13 protein-coding genes are annotated in these 18128 nt (G+C 43.8%); 9 read left to right on the forward strand and 4 right to left on the reverse strand.

What is annotated here, in order from left to right; all coding sequences use genetic code 11:
• Positions 1-36 precede the first annotated feature (36 nt).
• Positions 37-1350: an ABC transporter substrate-binding protein gene (locus ACETMN_RS15065; protein ID WP_091016368.1), complete on the reverse strand. Its 1314-nt coding sequence runs from the start codon at positions 1348-1350 to the stop codon at positions 37-39.
• 206 nt (positions 1351-1556) lie between these two features.
• On the opposite strand from ACETMN_RS15065, the gene ACETMN_RS15070 reads away from it, so the two are divergent.
• From ACETMN_RS15070 to ACETMN_RS15085, 4 genes are all read left to right on the forward strand, one after another.
• On the forward strand, positions 1557-3320 hold the full coding sequence (locus ACETMN_RS15070; RefSeq protein ID WP_091016366.1) for a sensor histidine kinase: 1764 nt from the start codon (positions 1557-1559) through the stop codon (positions 3318-3320).
• Between the two features lie 16 nt (positions 3321-3336).
• Positions 3337-4863: a response regulator gene (locus ACETMN_RS15075; RefSeq protein WP_091016364.1), complete on the forward strand. Its 1527-nt coding sequence runs from the start codon at positions 3337-3339 to the stop codon at positions 4861-4863.
• A gap of 243 nt (positions 4864-5106) precedes the next feature.
• Positions 5107-7092 (forward strand): methyl-accepting chemotaxis protein, encoded by a 1986-nt coding sequence (locus ACETMN_RS15080; protein WP_179198524.1) that lies wholly within the window; start codon positions 5107-5109, stop codon positions 7090-7092.
• A 260-nt stretch (positions 7093-7352) separates the two neighbouring features.
• Complete coding sequence (locus ACETMN_RS15085; RefSeq protein ID WP_091017689.1) at positions 7353-8108, forward strand: gamma-glutamyl-gamma-aminobutyrate hydrolase family protein; 756 nt, start codon at positions 7353-7355, stop codon at positions 8106-8108.
• 108 nt (positions 8109-8216) lie between these two features.
• On the opposite strand, the gene ACETMN_RS15090 is transcribed toward ACETMN_RS15085, so the two are convergent.
• Together ACETMN_RS15090 and ACETMN_RS15095 are read right to left on the reverse strand one after the other, a co-directional pair.
• Entirely contained in the window at positions 8217-10541 is a 2325-nt protein-coding gene (locus ACETMN_RS15090) for an MMPL family transporter (protein WP_091016360.1), read from the reverse strand.
• 20 nt (positions 10542-10561) lie between these two features.
• Positions 10562-11185, reverse strand: a complete 624-nt coding sequence (locus ACETMN_RS15095; protein ID WP_411736298.1) for a TetR/AcrR family transcriptional regulator — start codon at positions 11183-11185, stop codon at positions 10562-10564.
• Positions 11186-11443: 258 nt separating this feature from the next.
• On the opposite strand from ACETMN_RS15095, the gene ACETMN_RS15100 reads away from it, so the two are divergent.
• The 5 genes from ACETMN_RS15100 to nspC all read left to right on the forward strand — a co-directional run bounded on the left by ACETMN_RS15100 (position 11444) and on the right by nspC (position 17126).
• Positions 11444-12337 carry a TetR/AcrR family transcriptional regulator gene (locus tag ACETMN_RS15100; RefSeq protein ID WP_091016357.1) on the forward strand — a complete coding sequence of 298 codons (894 nt, stop codon included), beginning with the start codon at positions 11444-11446 and terminating at the stop codon, positions 12335-12337.
• A 218-nt stretch (positions 12338-12555) separates the two neighbouring features.
• Positions 12556-13809 (forward strand): cytochrome P450 family protein, encoded by a 1254-nt coding sequence (locus ACETMN_RS15105; protein ID WP_197997667.1) that lies wholly within the window; start codon positions 12556-12558, stop codon positions 13807-13809.
• Between the two features lie 113 nt (positions 13810-13922).
• On the forward strand, positions 13923-14060 hold the full coding sequence (locus ACETMN_RS15110; protein WP_223199950.1) for a hypothetical protein: 138 nt from the start codon (positions 13923-13925) through the stop codon (positions 14058-14060).
• 698 nt (positions 14061-14758) lie between these two features.
• The gene (locus ACETMN_RS15115) at positions 14759-15997 is read left to right on the forward strand and encodes a saccharopine dehydrogenase family protein (RefSeq protein WP_017688530.1); all 1239 of its coding nucleotides are present in this window, start codon (positions 14759-14761) and stop codon (positions 15995-15997) included.
• Between the two features lies 1 nt (position 15998).
• The gene (gene nspC, locus ACETMN_RS15120) at positions 15999-17126 is read left to right on the forward strand and encodes a carboxynorspermidine decarboxylase (protein WP_411736299.1); all 1128 of its coding nucleotides are present in this window, start codon (positions 15999-16001) and stop codon (positions 17124-17126) included.
• Between the two features lie 174 nt (positions 17127-17300).
• On the opposite strand, the gene ACETMN_RS15125 is transcribed toward nspC, so the two are convergent.
• A complete protein-coding gene (locus tag ACETMN_RS15125) occupies positions 17301-18074 on the reverse strand; it encodes an SDR family NAD(P)-dependent oxidoreductase (RefSeq protein WP_091016353.1) in 774 nt (257 codons plus the stop codon).
• Positions 18075-18128: the final 54 nt, after the last annotated feature.

The raw sequence follows: 18128 nt of genomic DNA on the forward strand, positions 1-18128 counted from the left end.
CGGTCGATCCTGTTATGCTGCCTTATATTTCACTCTTTAGAAACCTTCTACACCTTTATCCTGCATCAGCTGACTGAACTTCTCATCCCAGGATTTCAGTACTTCTTCCGGTGACAATCCGCCTGCAAACTGATCCTGCAATAATCGGTACAGTTCGCTGCGATCAACCAGCATGTATGCGTCCGTTGTCAGCACGGTTTTCTTCGGCGTAATATAATTGTCTACAATATCCTGTTTGTAAGCTGGCAGTTCCGGTGTAGTAACGTCACTGAAATTGGATACGTATCCTTTGGAATCCACGATCTGTTGTGCAACATCTTTGGAAGCGATATAGTCCAGGAACTGCTTCGCCTCATCCAAATGTTTGGATTTCTTCGGAATGAACAGTTGTCCTCCGAGTGGACTTGCACCGAGACTGGCATTATCCGACGATGGAATCGGGAATACGCCCAGTTCCATATTTGGATCTTGCTCGGCCACGCCTTCAATTAACCAATCGCCCATAAACATCATGGCTACTTCCTTGTTCAGGAATTTACCTACAGCCATGTCATAGCTGTCGCTAAGTACATCGGTGTTGGTGTATCCCTTGGTGTAAATTTCATATTGTTGTTCCAGGAAAGTTTTGAATTCCGGGATATCAGACCATTTTTTCTTATTGCTGTTCAACTCATCAAAAAAAGTCGGTTCATTTTTGGCTACAAAATCGGCAAAAGCTGCTGCAGGCCAGATGTTGGCAGCCCAGGCATCTTTGTAAGGCATGAATACAGGTGTAATGCCACTTGCTTTGATTTTTTCACAGATCGCCAGGAATTCTTCGTAGTTCGTTGGAATGGACAACCCGAGTTCTTCAAAGATTTGTTTGTTATAAACGACCCCTTGCATCCCTGTATCTTGGCTGACATGGAAGCTGTAGAGATGGCCACCTGAAGAGAGGACGTCTTTGTTCACAATTCTGCTCGCCCAAGGCTCGTTGTCCAGAATCTCGAAGTTACGTTCAAGGTTCAGGTCCGTGACTGCGCTCGCCAGATTGTACTGAATAATGTCAGGCGTCTCATCTACAGCCAGTTTGGTTTGCAGTACAGTTGTTGTTTGTTCCGCTGGAATCAGCTGCAAATTGACGCGAATGTTCGTTTGTTTTTCGAATGCATCGAGAATGTCCTGCTGGATGAAGGCAGAGTCCTGAGAACTTTTAGAGATTGCCAGCTCCAATGTGACTTTGCCACTCTTGCTGTCCCCGCCAGCAGCAGTCCCGGAATCCGTACCTCCTGATCCACAAGCCGTTAACGAGACCGATAATAAACTGGCCAGAATAATGGAAAACGCCTTTTTTCTTTTTATTGTTTTCAATGCAAATCCCCCTCTAAAACGTGTATTGAATCCGTTTACAAATTCGATTATAGATTCTTTTCTCGCCCCGGTACATGTCTGTGCTTGAACGTTGATGTGTAAAATCCTGAACTTGAAATCGCTATCATTTCATGAAATACCGTGATAGAGTAGACATGAATATAAGGGATTTCACATCATGTCAGAACAGGAGGGCATCTCTGAGAATGGCAAAGCTCATACATAAAGCAACTCAATTCAGTTTGCAGACAAAGGTGTTTTTGACATTTCTGGCTCTGCTTTTGTTTGTGCTGGGCTGTTTTATCGTTTATGTGAATGTGATTGTTGTCCGCCCGCTCAAACTGAAAACAGAGCAGGATACGCTCGTTACAGCTACGAAGGTAAGAGAGCAAGTTGATCTCTACGTAGAACAACAGAACCAGATGTCGCAGCGAATATTATCCAGCAAAAATATATTTGCAGCCATGGACAAGAGCTCCTCTGCGCATAGTAATTATGAAAGGCTGAAACAGATTCGGATCATCAAAGACATTATGTTTCAGGCTATCGGGCCGAGTATGAATATCAAAGACATGTCCATCTATGACAAACACGGTGTTCTCCTGACAACATATCTGGGTTCGGGCAATCCGCCCGCAATACTGAACACCATGATGGAGAGTAGTCAGGTCGGACGAGATTGGACGGAAAGTGGTTTTGTTCTGCTGCGTCAAGACGATACGATCTCCTTTGTGCGCACGATCAATGATCAGAACGGCAAGGTGTACGGTTATCTTAGCATCCAGATGGAACAGGCCTATATACAGAATCTGACGGAGGGCATTACCGCTGGCGATGTCTATATTCTGAATGAACAAGGGGAGCAGATGACCGGCTCGGAAACGGGTGTGACATTTGCCAATTGGACAAAGCCTTCATCAGACGAGGGACTGGATGTGGACAAAAACGACAATTATATCACGCATTCCACATCACCCAGTACAGGCTGGATCACGTATATCATAACGCCCAAAAAATCTGTTCTGGGTTCGATCCATTCGGTTCAGACGATGTCCATTCTGCTGATTACAGCACTGATGCTGGTTTCGTTTGTGTATATCTTCCTGTCGACACGTAACCTGCTGCTGCCTATCCGCAAGCTACGTGGTCAGATCTGGCGCATGAACTACAGCAATATGAATCTGAAAGTGGATGAAACGCCAAAGAATAACGATCTCTCATTGTTGAATGAAGCCTTTCAGGATCTGATGGAGAGGCTGCAGCAATCGATTGACCGGGAAAAGTCGGCGCTTCATGAAGAAGTAAAGGCACGTAATTCGGCGCTGCAAGCCCAGATTGCACCTCATTTTATTCATAATGTCTTATACCTGATCAGTATTGCCGCCCAAGAGGGGAAGACCAAAGTTGTATCGGATATGTGCAAACATCTTTCGGACAGTCTGCGTTATATTGTCTCTTCACCATACGCGCATGTAACTTTGGCTGAGGAGCTTCAACATACGAGACATTATCTGTCCCTTGTACAACAAAAGTACGAAGAGGATCTGGAGTGGGACATCAGTGCTGACGAGCTGGCGAACGATATCAGGTTGCCGCGGTTGGTCATTCAGCCGTTTGTGGAAAACTGCATTGAACATGCCTTTGCCAACACTACGCCGCCTTGGCGTATCCAGATTACCGTGAAGCAATATAACGGATTATGGGCTTTGGAGATCAAAGATAACGGAGAGGGCTTTCCACCGGATAAGATCCAGGAGATTTTAGCCAATATTCAGGCATCGGGTTCTGGAATGAACCAGACTGCCAATCGTGGAACAGCCCTTGGTAACATGGGGATTATCAACAGTGTCAATCGACTCAAACTAATGTATAACAACCGGCTCTTTATTAATATATTTAACAATCATGCGGAAGAGCAACATGGAGCAACGATTCAAATCATCGGCTCACTGACGAAGGATTTTTACTAGCAAGGAGGTATAGGCGATGTATAACGCGATGATCGTTGAGGATAGCAAACCGATATTACGTAATATTAAAATGCTCTTGGAGACGCTGAGCTTCCCAATTCGTGTAACGGCTACGGCAACGAATGGAGAGGAAGCCTTGGCAGCGATAAAGCAGTCACCGATTGATCTGCTGTTGACAGATATACGAATGCCGAAAATGGATGGGCTGTCCCTGATTGAGCAAGCCAAGCTTGCCAACCCGGATCTGAAGGTTATCTTGATTAGCGGTTATAGCGATTTTGAATACACAAGAAAAGCATTGAACCTGCAAGTGTTTGACTATTTGTTAAAACCTGTCGAGCGAGAGGCGCTTGAAGAAGTCATGGGTCGGGTAATTGATCAACTTGATCAACAGATGTCCAAGGAACTGCTGGATTTGCAGGAAATCATTCATCCCCAAGGTGAGACTACGCCCAAACAAGGGGAGGAGTTTCCGCCTTTATTCAGCCAGATGATGATTATTATGAGCAAACAGCCTTTTACCGCAGGGCATGAACGATGGGTGCAGGTGGAACTTGAGGGCATAGTGCAGGATTTTTTTGCATTCCATCCTTGTCGTGTTTACACTAGTCAAACCCCATATCAATTTATCGCTTTTGTCAATAAGAGTGCACTTGAGGTGTACTCTTCCGTACATGAGTGTCTTGAATCGATGCGACGGCATTTGGTTGCGCATGACATCGATGCGATCATTGGAGGACAACTTCTATTCGCTGAGTCTGGTAATCTGCCGGAGCTCTATCACCGCATGTCGTCCATTTTGTCTGAGCAGCAACGGTTGAAACAAGGAATAGTGCTGGATACCGGTAATCCGGTGTCGATGGCCAGATCTGAGACAGGCTGTCTGGATCCGGTGCAGGAATCTGCTTTTGTACAGATGATACAGGCTCGGCAGAAAGAACGGTTTGCTCTTAAGTTATCCGAATTGCTGAATCGATGGGCAGAGGATAATGTACATATGACCGAGGTGGATCGGTTTATTGGTTTGGTCGTAGACACGTTTGCTCATCTGTACGAGGAACAGGGGTCGGGCATGAGATTGGGTCTGGAGCTTCGGTCAAGACAATTCGCCCAGGCACAGTCCTATGCCGATTTTTGCAGGGAACTGGCAGAATGGACGGGACAGTGCTTCGATATGCTGCAATCCCACGTTCGAAAAAGCAAGGCGATCCTGTTCGAACAGATTGACGATTACGTAAAACTAAATAAATACTCTCAATTATCTATCAACGACATTGCCATGAAGTTTCATATTAGCCCGTCGTACGTCAGCAGAGTGATCAAAAATGCAACACAAATTACGTTTGTTCAGTATTACACCCGGCTTCGCATTCAGGAGGCAGTCAAACTGATGGAAAGTCAACCCGACATGAAGTTTAAGGAAGTATCCGATTTGTTGTCATTTAGCGATCAGCACTATTTCTCGAAGGTGTTCAAAGAGTATACGGGGCTAAGTCCTACGGATTATAAACAACAGATGTCTGGTATAAAGAACCAATCATAGCTAACAAACCCTTTTTATTTATGTTATAATACGAAACAAATACGGCTTGTTACTGAATTTATTCAGGCAATACCTATGTATATACATGCTCAAAGTTTCTTTGGGTGTGCATATACATGGGTTTTTTTGCGTTTACTTGCCGATTGATTCTACCAAAAATGGATAAAGAGAGGAAGATTCACTTTGGAAAAGAAAAAGAAAAAAAGGTCATTTTATAAGAAAGGAGGAGCTGGTTTACGATTAATGAGTACTAGACTCATTGCAGCTTTCCTTGCGGTGCTTATTGTCCCAACTGCACTTATCGGTTATTTCTCGTATCATAGTGCCAAAGATCAGGTGCAACAAAAAATGACAGATCCCATCAATACAATTTTAACGATGACAGGACAGCATATTAACAATCTGGTAGGGGAAAAAGCAGAAATGTTGAGTTACATAGACAGCATGTATGGCTCCGATCCCAGTCAGGCGAACAACGAAGTAATACAAGTAGGAATCGACCAGTTAGCTGATACATACCCTGATATTATTGCCATAACCGTAGGCAACGACCAAGGCAGTGTTATATCTTCTCCAGCAATTGAGGATGCAACATATGATCCACGCAGCACAGAATGGTACACCAATGGTATAAGTAACAATGGATCACTCTATTTTTCGAGTATTATGAAAGATTCGGTATCCGGGAAGATTTATGTAGAGATTTCAAAAGCTCTGTCAAATAAACAAGGTGTAGCAAGTATTAAACTTGATCTGGAGCGATTAGCAAATGAAATATCGATTGTGGATGTCGGAGGTAATGGGAGTCTGATTGTGGTGGACTCCAATCGAACCATCGTGGCTTGGTCCGGTGCCATTGTAAACGGTGGGGGAGGAGAGCTTGGCGGAGCACTCATCGAGGGAATTCCAGTCCATCCAAATACGGCTTCAAGTTCCGATGAACCGATGGCATTTTCCCAATTTGTCAGAACGGATCTGGCGTATGATCTGGAGGTATATAACGGTGTTAATGCTTTGACGGGTTGGAATGTCATTGCTTTAATGGGCCATGAAGACTTTATCGCCGCAGCGAAGCCCATCATGGTATCGAGTTTAACCGTCATTGCGATATCTGTATTGATTGCTGGTGTAATTATTTTCTTCATCCTGAGATCTTTTATCGTACCTATGCAAAAACTGCGAAAGGCCACTCGCAGCGTAAGCGAAGGGAATCTGTCCGAACGGGTTAATCTTAAAACTGAAAATGAATTTGGCATATTGGCCAATGATTTTGACCAGATGACCATTTCACTTCAATCGGTGGTTGCCGAACTTCATCAGACGTCATCGTTGTTAAGTCACTCTTCCCAGATGATTCAGGAGAGTACAGAACAAACGACCCAATCGGTACAACATGTGGCTGTAACCATGCAACAGACTGCGGAGTCAGCTATCGTTGGAGCGGAAAATTCGGAACAGACAGCAAATGCAGTCGAAGAGATGGCGAGAGGCATCAGTACAATTGCAGAATCTGCGAGTGCGATTGTAGATTCGGCTGAAGAGACGGAGCGCGCTGTTGCTAATGGTGGCAAAACCATTAACCAGGTCGGAGAACAAATGGAACATATTCTCGGAGCTGTTGAAGAAACCTCGGCATTGATTAATGAGCTGTCCAGTCTGTCTGCCGAAGCCAATCGAATGAATGAAGCGATCGCGGATATCTCTCGGCAAACCAATCTTCTATCACTGAATGCCTCTATTGAAGCATCAAGAGCAGGAGAGCATGGAAAAGGTTTTGCTGTCGTTGCAGGCGAGGTACGAACGTTATCGATGCAATCCAAACAAAGTGCGGACGAGATTGGCGCTACCATTGGTAAAATGCTTGATCTGATTGCCAAATCCACGTCTCTTATGAATGATAAAGTTCGTAATCAAGTTGGTGAAGGAATCCGGATCAGCCAAGAAGCTTCAGCAACCATATCGAATATTGAACAGTATACAACACATATCGTGGATCAAATTCAGGATATTTCCACTGTCTCCGAACAGTTGTCAGCCAGTACGGAAGAAGTCTCGGCTACAGTTGCCACGATGAGTCACATCTCTAAAGTGTCGGCTGACAGTGCTCAGACAACTTCAGCAGCAGCCCAAGAGCAAATGGCGGCAATGCAGGAGATATCGGCATCATCTGCACAGCTATCCAAAACAGCTGAGAACATGCAAGAATTGGTTCGCCGGTTTAAGCTCTAGAGTAGAAGTAAGTAAATGTGTAAGGAAATATGTAAAGAGATATGTAAAGCACCAGGCGCTCCCCAAATGGAGCGCCTTTTTGCATTTAGAGAGATTAGTAAGAATGTGATCACTTGAGCACTCCTCCTCCTCCTCATATCCTTTCCAACATTCCGGATGAAACGGGTTCGTAGATGATGGAGGTAGGATAATGCAATAATTCAGTGAATTTATATATGAAGAGATCTGATAGAATGAATGAAAAGCTGGGAGGTAAAGCCATGAAAAAGCCCATGATCGGTGTACTGCCTTTGTATGATACGGACAAAAAAAGTTACTGGATGCTTCCAGATTATATGAACGCCATAGAAGGAGCAGGTGGGATTCCAATTATGCTGCCTTTGACAACGGATACCGAGATCATAGCAACGTTGGCTAATCAGTTCGATGGGTTCCTGTTCACCGGGGGACATGATCTCAATCCTGAGCTGTATCATGAGCATGCTGAGGTTACCTGTGGAGAGTTGTGTATTGAACGCGATATGATGGAGTCGATATTATTACAAAATGTAATTGAGCTAGATAAGCCTGCGTTTGGCATATGCCGTGGACTACAGCTATTTAACGTTATGTTGGGTGGAACGTTATATCAAGACATTCCGACTAACCTTCAACTTCATGGGAACAAGATCGTTAATCATAAGCAAAGTCCGCCGTATACAGATCTTGTACATGATGTACATATCGAGGGAAATAATATCCTATACGATATTTTGCAAACCGATACGATAAAAGTGAACAGCTACCACCATCAGGGACTCAAGATGTTATCGGATAAGTTAACTGCCGTGGCAGTCGCTGAAGATGGACTCGTTGAATCCGTGGTCATGCCAAACCGTTCATTTGTTTTGGCTGTGCAGTGGCATCCAGAGTACAGCTATAAAGTAGATGACTACAGTCAGAAGTTATTTGAGGCGTTTGTTCATGCTGCTAAATCCCCACGCTATACTATCCATATTGAAGACATCATCGCATAAAATGTTAAGAAGAAAAAAGACCTCCTGTTTATAAAAACAGAGGAGGTCTTTGTATTGGTGAATGTAGTCGTGATGAGTAATCCTGGTATTACCATTGTAGTGGAATGATTATTTTAATCCAGACTTCGTGTTGGCATGCTCTTCAGCATTCAGGGAAGCAATCAGCTTCTCGCCTTCAACATCCAGATTTGGCAGAATGCGATCCAGCCATTTCGGAAGTGCCCAAGCTTTATCTCCGAAAATAGCCATGATGGCTGGAACCAAGCCCATACGGATGATGAAAGCATCAATCAGAATGCCTACCGCCAAGGTGAAACCAATCTGCTTGATCATGACATCATCAGTGAATATAAATCCTGCAAATACAGAGACCATGATCACTGCTGCGGCAACAACCACACGACTGACCTGATTGTACCCATGAACGACGGATTCGGTCCCGCGATGACCGTGGACATATGATTCCCGCATAGAGCTAACAAGGAAGACTTGATAGTCCATCGCGAGGCCATACAAAATACCTGTCACGATGATCGGCATAAAGCTCAGCAACGGGCCGCCAGTATCGAAACCAAAGAGCGAATGCAGCCAACCCCATTGGAATACAGCAGTCGTAATCCCGAATGTGGCCAGGATACTAAGCAGGAAGCCAATTGTAGCTTTGATAGGAACGATGATCGAACGGAATACAAGTAACAGGATGATCAGCGATAGCAGGATTATAATGCCTACATAAATAGGGAATACCTGCGCCAATTTGGCAGACATATCAATGTTAACAGCCGTAAGACCAGTAACCCCAAGCTTCACATCATAGGTCTGTGCGATACTCGAATCAGCCGAGCGCAGATCACTGACCATTGTTTTAGTGAGCGTATCGTTAGGACCTGTTTTTGGAATGAGACTAAAGATAGCCAAATCTTCTGTCATACCAAGCGGTGTAACCTGTGCTACGTTATTCTGATCTTGCAGCTCCATCATCAGACCACCCAAGAGTTCCGGCGTGACTTTTGCAGAAGATTGATTAGGCTCTGCGACCAGAATAAGTGGTCCGTTGAATCCTTCTCCGAAGCCTTCCGAGATAGCATCATAGCTCTGTCTTGCGTCCGTATCGAGATTCGCTGAGGAAGCGCCAGGGATACCCATTTCCATTTTGGTGATAGGTGTCGCGGCAAAACCAAGAATAACGATAATCGCGATAATGGTAGCCCAACGATTCTTGATAATGAATTTCACCCATCTATCCGCAACTCCGTGACTAGCGGCTTTAGGATGTTTCTTGCTTTTCTCACGAGCTTTGGCGGAACAGATGCGTTCTCCTACCAATCCCAGCAAAGCCGGCAACAGGGTTAAAGCAACGAATACGTTGATTAGCACGGTGGCAGCTGCGACCAAAGCCATCGTAGACAAGAATGTGAGACCGATGACAAGCATACCGCACAGTGCAATAATGACGGTTAACCCGGCAAAAAATACTGCGCTGCCCGATGTACCAATGGCTCTGGCTGTTGCTTCTTTTGCGCTCAAGCCTTGATCAATGATCATTCGACGTTGACGATTAACAATGAAGAGAGCGTAATCGATTCCAACAGCCAATCCAACCATGAGAGCCAGGACGGAAGTGACACTTGGCATTTCGATGAATTTGGAGATTGAGAATGCTCCACCTACTCCGATCGCAACACCCAGTAATGCAGTGATCAGAGGCAGACCTGCTGCAACGACGGAGCCGAGGGTGATCAACAATACGATTACAGCAATGACCAGTCCAACAATCTCTGCGGAGCCGACCCCAATCGATACCGCTTTGAGCGTTTCGCCTGGCAAGACCGTAATGTTGGTTCCTTTCTCTACCGTCATAACGGATTGAATAACGGAATCAAATATATCCTGCGTGATGGCAGACTGCTCGATTGTAAATTGGAACTGGAACAGTGCAATACTACCGTCTGAAGAGATCAGCATACCAGGTACAGGAACACCATCCACCATCAAAGGTCCATAGGGAGGAGGCGTGGTTGTTGCGGATTGAGCTGCACCCGCAGACTGAGCATTCTGAGCCATCTCTGCAGAAGCCCCTGAATTACTCGCTTCAGCTGCATAATCGGCAGGGTTAAGGACTTTGTCTAATGCGTAAACTTCATTAACACCTTTCATCATGGCAGCCAAACGTTCAGGCGTATCCAAACGCTCGTTGTCCGGTGCCTTGAACACAACACTTCCTTGACCGCCGGAGGCGGCTGGCAATTCTTTTGCTAATTGATCCAGAACCTTCTGTGACTCTGTGCCTTCAATCTTCATTTCAGAACTGATGTGAATACCATTGATGCTGATCATGGAGATGACAATTCCCAGAATTAAAACCCAGCCAATGATGAAGGTTGCAGGTTTGCTAAAAGCGGTTTTCCCCACTCTGTATAATAATGTAGACATTTCTCTATTTTACACTCCCTCTATGATGAATGTGGATGGTTGGCATGTTCGAATCCCGCCCGCAAATGACTAAACGTCGTTTCCAAAAATTGATCGAATGTTAAAGCACCGGGCTTGGTATCCTCAGTAATGACTTGTCCGGGTAGTAACACATTAAGTCTTCCATCAATTAATGGCAGTATTGTTCCATATAGTGCGTTGATCAAAAGATAAGTATAGATCTCGTCATACTTCCCGTTAGATAAGTCTAATAAGGTATCTTGTGCCTGCGTCTGCATCCGGTGCATGGCTCCAAGGTAATGCGGTTCAAGTACGGGATAAGTCTGGGATAGTGAGAGCAACTGATGAAGTCTTCCAATTAGTTCTGTTGTAAGCTGCATCTTGATCAGGTTATACAGTACGTCAAGCAAGGAGACGTTGTCGGGCATTTTGGTAAGTAACTCTTCGAGTTCCGTTGTATTCTGAACGGATATTGCGCCTCTTGCTACAGCTTCTTCTTTACATGTGAAGTAGTTAGCAAATGTTCTACGTGAACAACCCACCTGATGCACAATATCTTCGACCGTAAAGCCATCAAGCCCATGTTCAAGGGTAAGTTCAAATGCAGCACTAGCAAGTGCTTTTTCAGTTGCTTCTTTCTTCAAATGTCGCAAGTTTCGTTTGATCATTATTCTCCGCTTATGCGTTCACCTCCAATACCAATGACTATGGTTTGTTTTTTTTAAGAAGAGCACACTTACTGAATATGTACTTTGTGAGGTTTATCATAACAACAAGTTGCTCATTGTGCAAATTTACCCATTGTGCAAATATTTTATATGACGGCTATACTATGAACCAATGCTTCAACTCCTGAGGAATGAATGTTAAAATCAGATAAAAACCTGGGGCGATGATGGAAAATGAGTAGTCGTAAACAAAGTTTATTGGAAACAGCACTTGCACTATTTTTAGAGCATAGCTATGCAAATACAACAATCCAGATGATCCTGGATCAATCAGGTGTATCCAAAGGTACATTCTACAAATTCTTCAGTTCGAAAGAAGACTGTTTATATTCGATTATTGATCAGCGTATGCAGGAGGATGTTTTCATTCGCAAGGAACTTGAACAAAATCATTATACTTCGGATTATGCTCTGCTTGTTGATCAGATTGCCATTCCCATGTCTGGACCTGACAAAGAGCGAGTGTGGGAATTGTATTGGACTGGTTTTTACGCCGGAGAGATCAACTCAGCTAAACTGGCTAAAGTGCATCTAAACTGGCTGTCTACACGCTTGATTCAGGTGTATGGAAAAGACATCAGCTTATACGCCAACGAAGGTGCAATATTGTGCTATGGCATACTACATCAGATCGCCAACACCTCAAGAAGTCTAAATACTCAAAAACCGGTTTGGAGCGAAGTTGTTCCAAAAGTATTAACGTACATCGAAGTGATATTAAGAACAATGCACCAAAGAAATGAACATATTTTTGACGTTCAGTCTCTTTATTTTCTGAATGCCGATGAGCGTAACCATGATCATGGTCTCGATATCGACAAGCTGTTGGAGGAATTGGATGAGTTCAACAAGATTGTTCAAAAATCCAAGGAATCTACATCATTAAAGCAACTTTCCAAGGGACTTTTGGCGTTATTACAGGATAAAGAGGATTTAAATATTCCTGTAATCGAAGTTGTCCTTCAAGCATTTCACAAAGAGTACAAATCAAGTGCATTTCACTCCGAAGCCAATAGACTAACCGAAGCCTGCTGGTGGTATTTGGAACTTGTGAAGCACCATAATTAATTTGGAGGTTGGCCCCAAAGCCAACCTCTTTTTTTGTTTTTTTTATGCTTGAAGTTATTATTAATATACTATTAGTACATTAATTAATTGTTGTTATAACAGTTGAATATTGCAGTTTAAACTACGGAATTTGAAATTAAATATACGAGTAGTATATAATCGAAATGAACATATATTTCCATAGATTTCAATAACTTCACTAAGAAAGGAAGATTTCAATGAATAATAACCAAACATCGGAAAAATCAGAATTCAATTTGTTTAGTGAAGAAAATGTTAAAGATCAATTTGCCATGTTTAAACAGATGCGATCCAGAGGCTCCGTTGTTCCTGTTCCCAATCCAATGGGTGGAGCAGAGCAAACCTGGATTATAACTCGGATGGACGTTGCCATGGAAGTGTTGAAAGACCACTCTCGATTTACGGTAGATATGAACTCTATCGATAATGGCAATGATATTCGAAAGAATCTCTCGGACGATCTTGGTTCATCGGAACCCCAGACTTTTTTTACCGGAAAGTCGATGCTCTTTGTTGATGAACCGGATCACCGAAGACTGCGTAGCCTGGTGTCCAAAGCATTCACTCCAAGATATATGGAAAGCCTGCGTCCGCGTGTCCAGGAAATTGCCGATGAATTAATTGATCAATTTGAAGGAAAAGGAGAGATGGATCTTGTAAAAGACTATGCCTACCCTTTCCCAATTAACGTCATATCCGAAATGCTCGGTGTACCTCAGGAAGACCGACCTCAGATCCATGTATGGTCTGAAGCCATTGCGAAAGGTCTCGGTTTCGGTAAACAAGACCCTGAAGTAGCGCAGCATTTGCGATCATTCGCAGAATACACGGCTCAGCTTGTGGCGAACAAACGAGTGGAACCTTCCGATGACCTCATCAGTCAATTAATTGTGATCGAGGAGGAGGGGGATCGACTGAATGAAGATGAATTAATATCCATGATCACGTTATTAATATTTGCTGGACATGAGACAACGTCGAATCTGATTGCGACCGGCTCTTATCTACTTCTGACACATCCCGAACAACTGGAACAACTTAAACAAGATTTGAATCTGGTTCCTTCTGCGGTGGAGGAGTTGTTACGATATAACGGCCCCGCGACTTCGTCAGGTCCTCGATATGCAACGCAGGACACGGAGCTGGATGGACAACGGATTAAAAAAGGAGATGTTGTGATTCCTCTTTTGAAATCAGCGAATCGGGACGAGTTACAGTTTAACCAACCTGAAGAACTGGATCTTGAGCGCAAAATAAAACGGCATTTGGCCTTTGGCCATGGTATTCATATGTGTCTTGGTGCTCCACTTGCCCGTGTGGAGGGAGACGTAGCGTTTACTACGCTATTAAGTCGGCTTCCTGGTCTTCAGCTTCGTGTTCCTCCGGAAGAGATTCATTGGCACTACTCACTATTATCTGAGGGATTGGCATCATTACCAGTAAAATTTTAATAGATAAATTTAGTGTGTCTCACTGGAGTATGACGAATTGTCGTCATACTCTTTATTTATAATGATGATAGAACGGTATGAACAAGAAGCATTCCAATGGAGTGAACATGCTAATGCAAAAACATAAAATTGAGTACATAAATTTTGTTGTGGAGGTAAACTTTATGAATAAAGATGAACTATTCATGCATAAAGCCATTGAGATTGCTTTGCAAGCTCGCAAAGAAGGAAACGAACCATTCGGCCCATGATCAGTTAGCGGAAATTGCTGGCAGCAACATCATGATCACGTGTGAAGAAGTGTTTGAGAAAAGTCCTCAAAAGCCTGAAGTAGTGGGGGAATTACTGAGCGCGGAAGGCTTGAAAGTATTCGAAGGATATCAATTTCTTTCTTAGTCCTCGTTCGGACAAAAAAATAATTTTTAATTATTGCTTGATTTTTTTTTCAACGTCTGATAGTGTAAGACCTGTGATTTTGGGAAGTTAATTTATCAATATGAATTAGAGCTTTCCAGCAGATAATTTTGACCACTTCACCAGGAAGTTAAGGCCATACGGACAGCCGGGTCAAACGCCGATTGGCAACTTACGTTGCTTTATTGATTGAGTTCAAAGCTCAAATTTTATAAGTTGGTTACTTTACAACCAGTGCAATTGCACATCAACTTGTGAAACGGTCAATAAGAGTGGTAAAGGCGAATTATTTGCTATATAGACTCTGATCCAATATTGATATACATGAAGGAGCTTTCCGCCAAAGGAGTTCTTGTGAACTTTTTTGGTCATGGAGACTTCACGTCTTTTTTATGATGTATATCGATAAGCAAGTGTGATGGTGCGCGATTGCGGGCATTTTTCACCTTGCTTTTTTTGTTGTCTTGTTGTCGTTACTGTATCAAACAAATTAAACCAATTAAAAAAAATACATATTGGGATAGGAGAATGTAAAATGGGAAAAGCACTAATCATCGGCGCCGGCGGCGTTGCTTCCGTGGCAGTACACAAATGCGTTCAAAACAGTGAAGTTTTTGAGGAAATCTGCATCGCGAGTCGTACAAAATCCAAATGTGATGAACTCAAAGCCAAGCTGGACGGCGGAAAAACAAAAATTACAACAGCACAAGTAGATGCTGACAATGTTGACGAACTGATCGCTCTGATCAACGAAGTTAAACCGGATATCGTTATGAACCTTGCTTTGCCGTATCAAGATCTGACAATCATGGATGCTTGCCTTGCAACTAAAACAAATTACATGGACACAGCGAACTATGAGCCACATGATACAGCGAAGTTCGAATACAGCTGGCAATGGGATTACAAAGAGCGTTTTGAACAAGCAGGCATCACTGCATTGCTCGGTAGTGGATTTGACCCAGGCGTGACAGGCGTATTCTCCGCTTATGCCCTGAAGCACTACTTCGACGAAATTGAGTACATCGACATTTTGGACTGCAATGGCGGCGACCACGGCTATCCGTTCGCAACTAACTTCAACCCTGAGATCAACATTCGCGAAGTATCTGCGAACGGTAGATACTGGGAAAATGGTGAATGGATCGAAACGAAGCCGATGGAAATCAAACGTGTCTACGACTTCAAAGAAGTTGGCGAGAAAGACATGTACCTGTTGTACCATGAGGAATTGGAATCTTTGGCAAAAAACATGCCAGGTCTGAAACGTATCCGTTTCTTCATGACATTTGGTCAAAGCTACCTGACTCACTTGAAAGCTCTTGAAAATGTAGGCATGACTTCAATCGAGCCTATTGAATATGAAGGTAAACAAATTATTCCACTGCAGTTCCTGAAAGCAGTACTGCCTGATCCAGCATCCCTTGGACCACGTACTGTAGGTAAAACAAATATCGGTTGTATTTTCAAAGGTAAAAAAGATGGTCAAGACAAAACATATTATGTTTACAATATCTGTGATCACCAAGAGTGTTACAAAGAAGTGGGTTCCCAAGCGATCTCTTACACAACAGGCGTTCCAGCTATGATTGGTGCAGCAATGGTCATGACAGGCAAATGGAACAAACCAGGTGTATACAATGTAGAAGAGTTCAACCCGGATCCATTCATGGAAGAGTTGAACAAATGGGGCCTCCCATGGGTAGAAGACTTCAACCCGGTACTCGTTGATGAGCTGCCAGAAGAAGTTAAAGAATCGGAGCTAGTTCGTTAAAATGCGGTTCGAGCAATTACCGACACCATGTTTTGTTGTTGACGAGGCGCTTATCGAGAGAAACCTGAAAATCCTGAACGGTGTTATGCAGCGTACAGGTGCCAAAATCGTGCTCGCTCAAAAAGCATTTTCCATGACTGCGATGTATCCGCTGATTGGAGAATACCTGAGCGGAGCTACGGCGAGTGGTTTGTATGAAGCACGCCTGGGCCACGAGGAAATGGGCAAAGAGAATCATGTCTTTGCTCCAGCATACCGCGCAGAAGAGATCGACGAGATTATCTCCATCTGCGATCACATTATTTTCAACTCATTTTCACAGCTTGCAAAATTCAAGAATAAGGCGCTTCAGGCTGGCCGTAAGGTTGGCTTGCGCGTCAACCCTGAATGCTCCACCCAAGAAGGACATGAGATCTACGATCCGTGTTCTCCGGGTTCGCGTTTTGGCGCGAAACTGGAGGATTTCGATGCAGACCTGTTGGAAGGTGTCTCTGGACTGCACTTCCACACACTGTGTCAACAAAACTCCGACGATCTGGAGACTACGCTGAATGCTGTTGTCGAGAAGTTCGGACAATGGTTGCCACAAATGGAATGGATTAATTTCGGCGGTGGGCACCATATCACACGTGAAGATTATGATATTCCAAGACTGGAAGCATGCATCAAGCGTATGCAGAACGATTATGGCCTGGAAGTATATCTGGAGCCGGGAGAAGCTGTTGCGCTGAATGCGGGTTATCTGGTGACCTCTGTGCTGGACTTCCATAAAAACGGTATGGACATCGCTATTCTGGATACTTCAGCTACGTGTCATATGCCGGATGTGCTGGAAATGCCATATCGCCCGCCGCTGATCGGTTCGGGAGAAGTGGGTGAGAAAGCTCATCTGTATCGCCTAGGTGGACAAACCTGTCTGTCTGGTGACGTGATTGGGGATTATTCATTCGATCAGCCTTTGCAAGAAGGCGACCGTCTGGTATTCGAAGACATGGCGATTTACTCCATGGTGAAAACCAACACGTTTAATGGCATGCCGCTTCCAGCGATTGCTGTTAAACGAAAAGATGGCGATTGCGAAGTTGTCCGCGAATTCGGATATCAGGATTTCAAAATGAGGCTGGCATAATTACTTCATTATATAGTAAGCATTGAATATAAATACAAAGAAGGGAACCTGGAGACAGGTTCCCTTTTTAACGTTAACTGATGTTTAACGATTAGATTCATTGATGTTTATCAGTGAGGTTAGATGAATGTTTACCGGTATTAAGCCGACTTAGCTTCGATTTCAGTTTTCGGGTTAATTTTTCGGTTTCGAGGCTGCTCGTGCAGCGTATGGAAAGATCGGTTCTCTTAGTTCAAAGTCATACGTCAACCCATTCACAATGCCGACCACACTTTCACTGTCATACAACTCAAGTAAAAATCCAGCCATTTGTTCCGCCGTATGGAACTTGGGAACTCTGCCTTCATACTCAAACTCGTCTACATTAAAGGAATGTTTCGCAAACTCGGTCTCGGTTGCAGCCGGAGCGAGAACTTTGGCTTGCATTGCTGCGTTCTTGCCCTTTAACTCTTGCGCAAGCCCTTCCGTAAAGGCACTTACATAGAACTTAGTTGCGCAGTAGGTTACTGCATCGGCTACAATCGTATATCCACCACCAGAGGAAATATTAATGATCTGTGTGCCATCAACGTTTGCATAATCACGTACATACAGGGAAGAAAGAATCGTAAGAGCTTCTATATTAAGATGAAGCATCTGCTCAATTTTGGGCAGGTGTTGTTCGCCAACGGAAGCGAAATTCCCGAATCCTGCATTGTTAATCCAAGTCTCAATGGGGTAAGCCTGAAGACTCTCATAGAATTCATGCACATTAGCGGCAATGGACAGATCCACTGTACGAATGACAATATCCAGATCAGGATTGATTTCAGCTACTTTTGCTTTTAATTTGTCCAATTCATCGGTTCTGCGTGCTGCCAGAATCATATTTTTGCCACGAGCTGCAAAAGCTAAAGCCGCTTCATATCCAATGCCCGAACTGGCACCGGTAATCACTGTGTATTTCATGGGAATTCCTCCTGGATCTGATTTCATTATTTATTGTGATGTGACCACGAGTTG

This window comes from Paenibacillus sp. M2 (genome assembly GCF_046713495.1).
GTDB classification, from domain to species: Bacteria; Bacillota; Bacilli; order Paenibacillales; family Paenibacillaceae; genus Paenibacillus; species Paenibacillus amylolyticus_B.

Bases quoted from the DNA above. Each gene is read 5' to 3' on its own strand.
- ACETMN_RS15085 (WP_091017689.1), top strand. From the start codon at position 7,353: ATGAAAAAGCCCATGATCGGTGTACTGCCTTTGTATGATACGGACAAA.
- ACETMN_RS15075 (WP_091016364.1), top strand. From the start codon at position 3,337: ATGTATAACGCGATGATCGTTGAGGATAGCAAACCGATATTACGTAAT.
- nspC (WP_411736299.1), top strand. From the start codon at position 15,999: ATGCGGTTCGAGCAATTACCGACACCATGTTTTGTTGTTGACGAGGCG.
- ACETMN_RS15090 (WP_091016360.1), bottom strand. From the start codon at position 10,541: ATGTCTACATTATTATACAGAGTGGGGAAAACCGCTTTTAGCAAACCT.
- ACETMN_RS15070 (WP_091016366.1), top strand. From the start codon at position 1,557: ATGGCAAAGCTCATACATAAAGCAACTCAATTCAGTTTGCAGACAAAG.
- ACETMN_RS15115 (WP_017688530.1), top strand. From the start codon at position 14,759: ATGGGAAAAGCACTAATCATCGGCGCCGGCGGCGTTGCTTCCGTGGCA.
- ACETMN_RS15080 (WP_179198524.1), top strand. From the start codon at position 5,107: ATGAGTACTAGACTCATTGCAGCTTTCCTTGCGGTGCTTATTGTCCCA.
- ACETMN_RS15125 (WP_091016353.1), bottom strand. From the start codon at position 18,074: ATGAAATACACAGTGATTACCGGTGCCAGTTCGGGCATTGGATATGAA.
- ACETMN_RS15105 (WP_197997667.1), top strand. From the start codon at position 12,556: ATGAATAATAACCAAACATCGGAAAAATCAGAATTCAATTTGTTTAGT.
- ACETMN_RS15100 (WP_091016357.1), top strand. From the start codon at position 11,444: ATGAGTAGTCGTAAACAAAGTTTATTGGAAACAGCACTTGCACTATTT.
- ACETMN_RS15110 (WP_223199950.1), top strand. From the start codon at position 13,923: ATGCAAAAACATAAAATTGAGTACATAAATTTTGTTGTGGAGGTAAAC.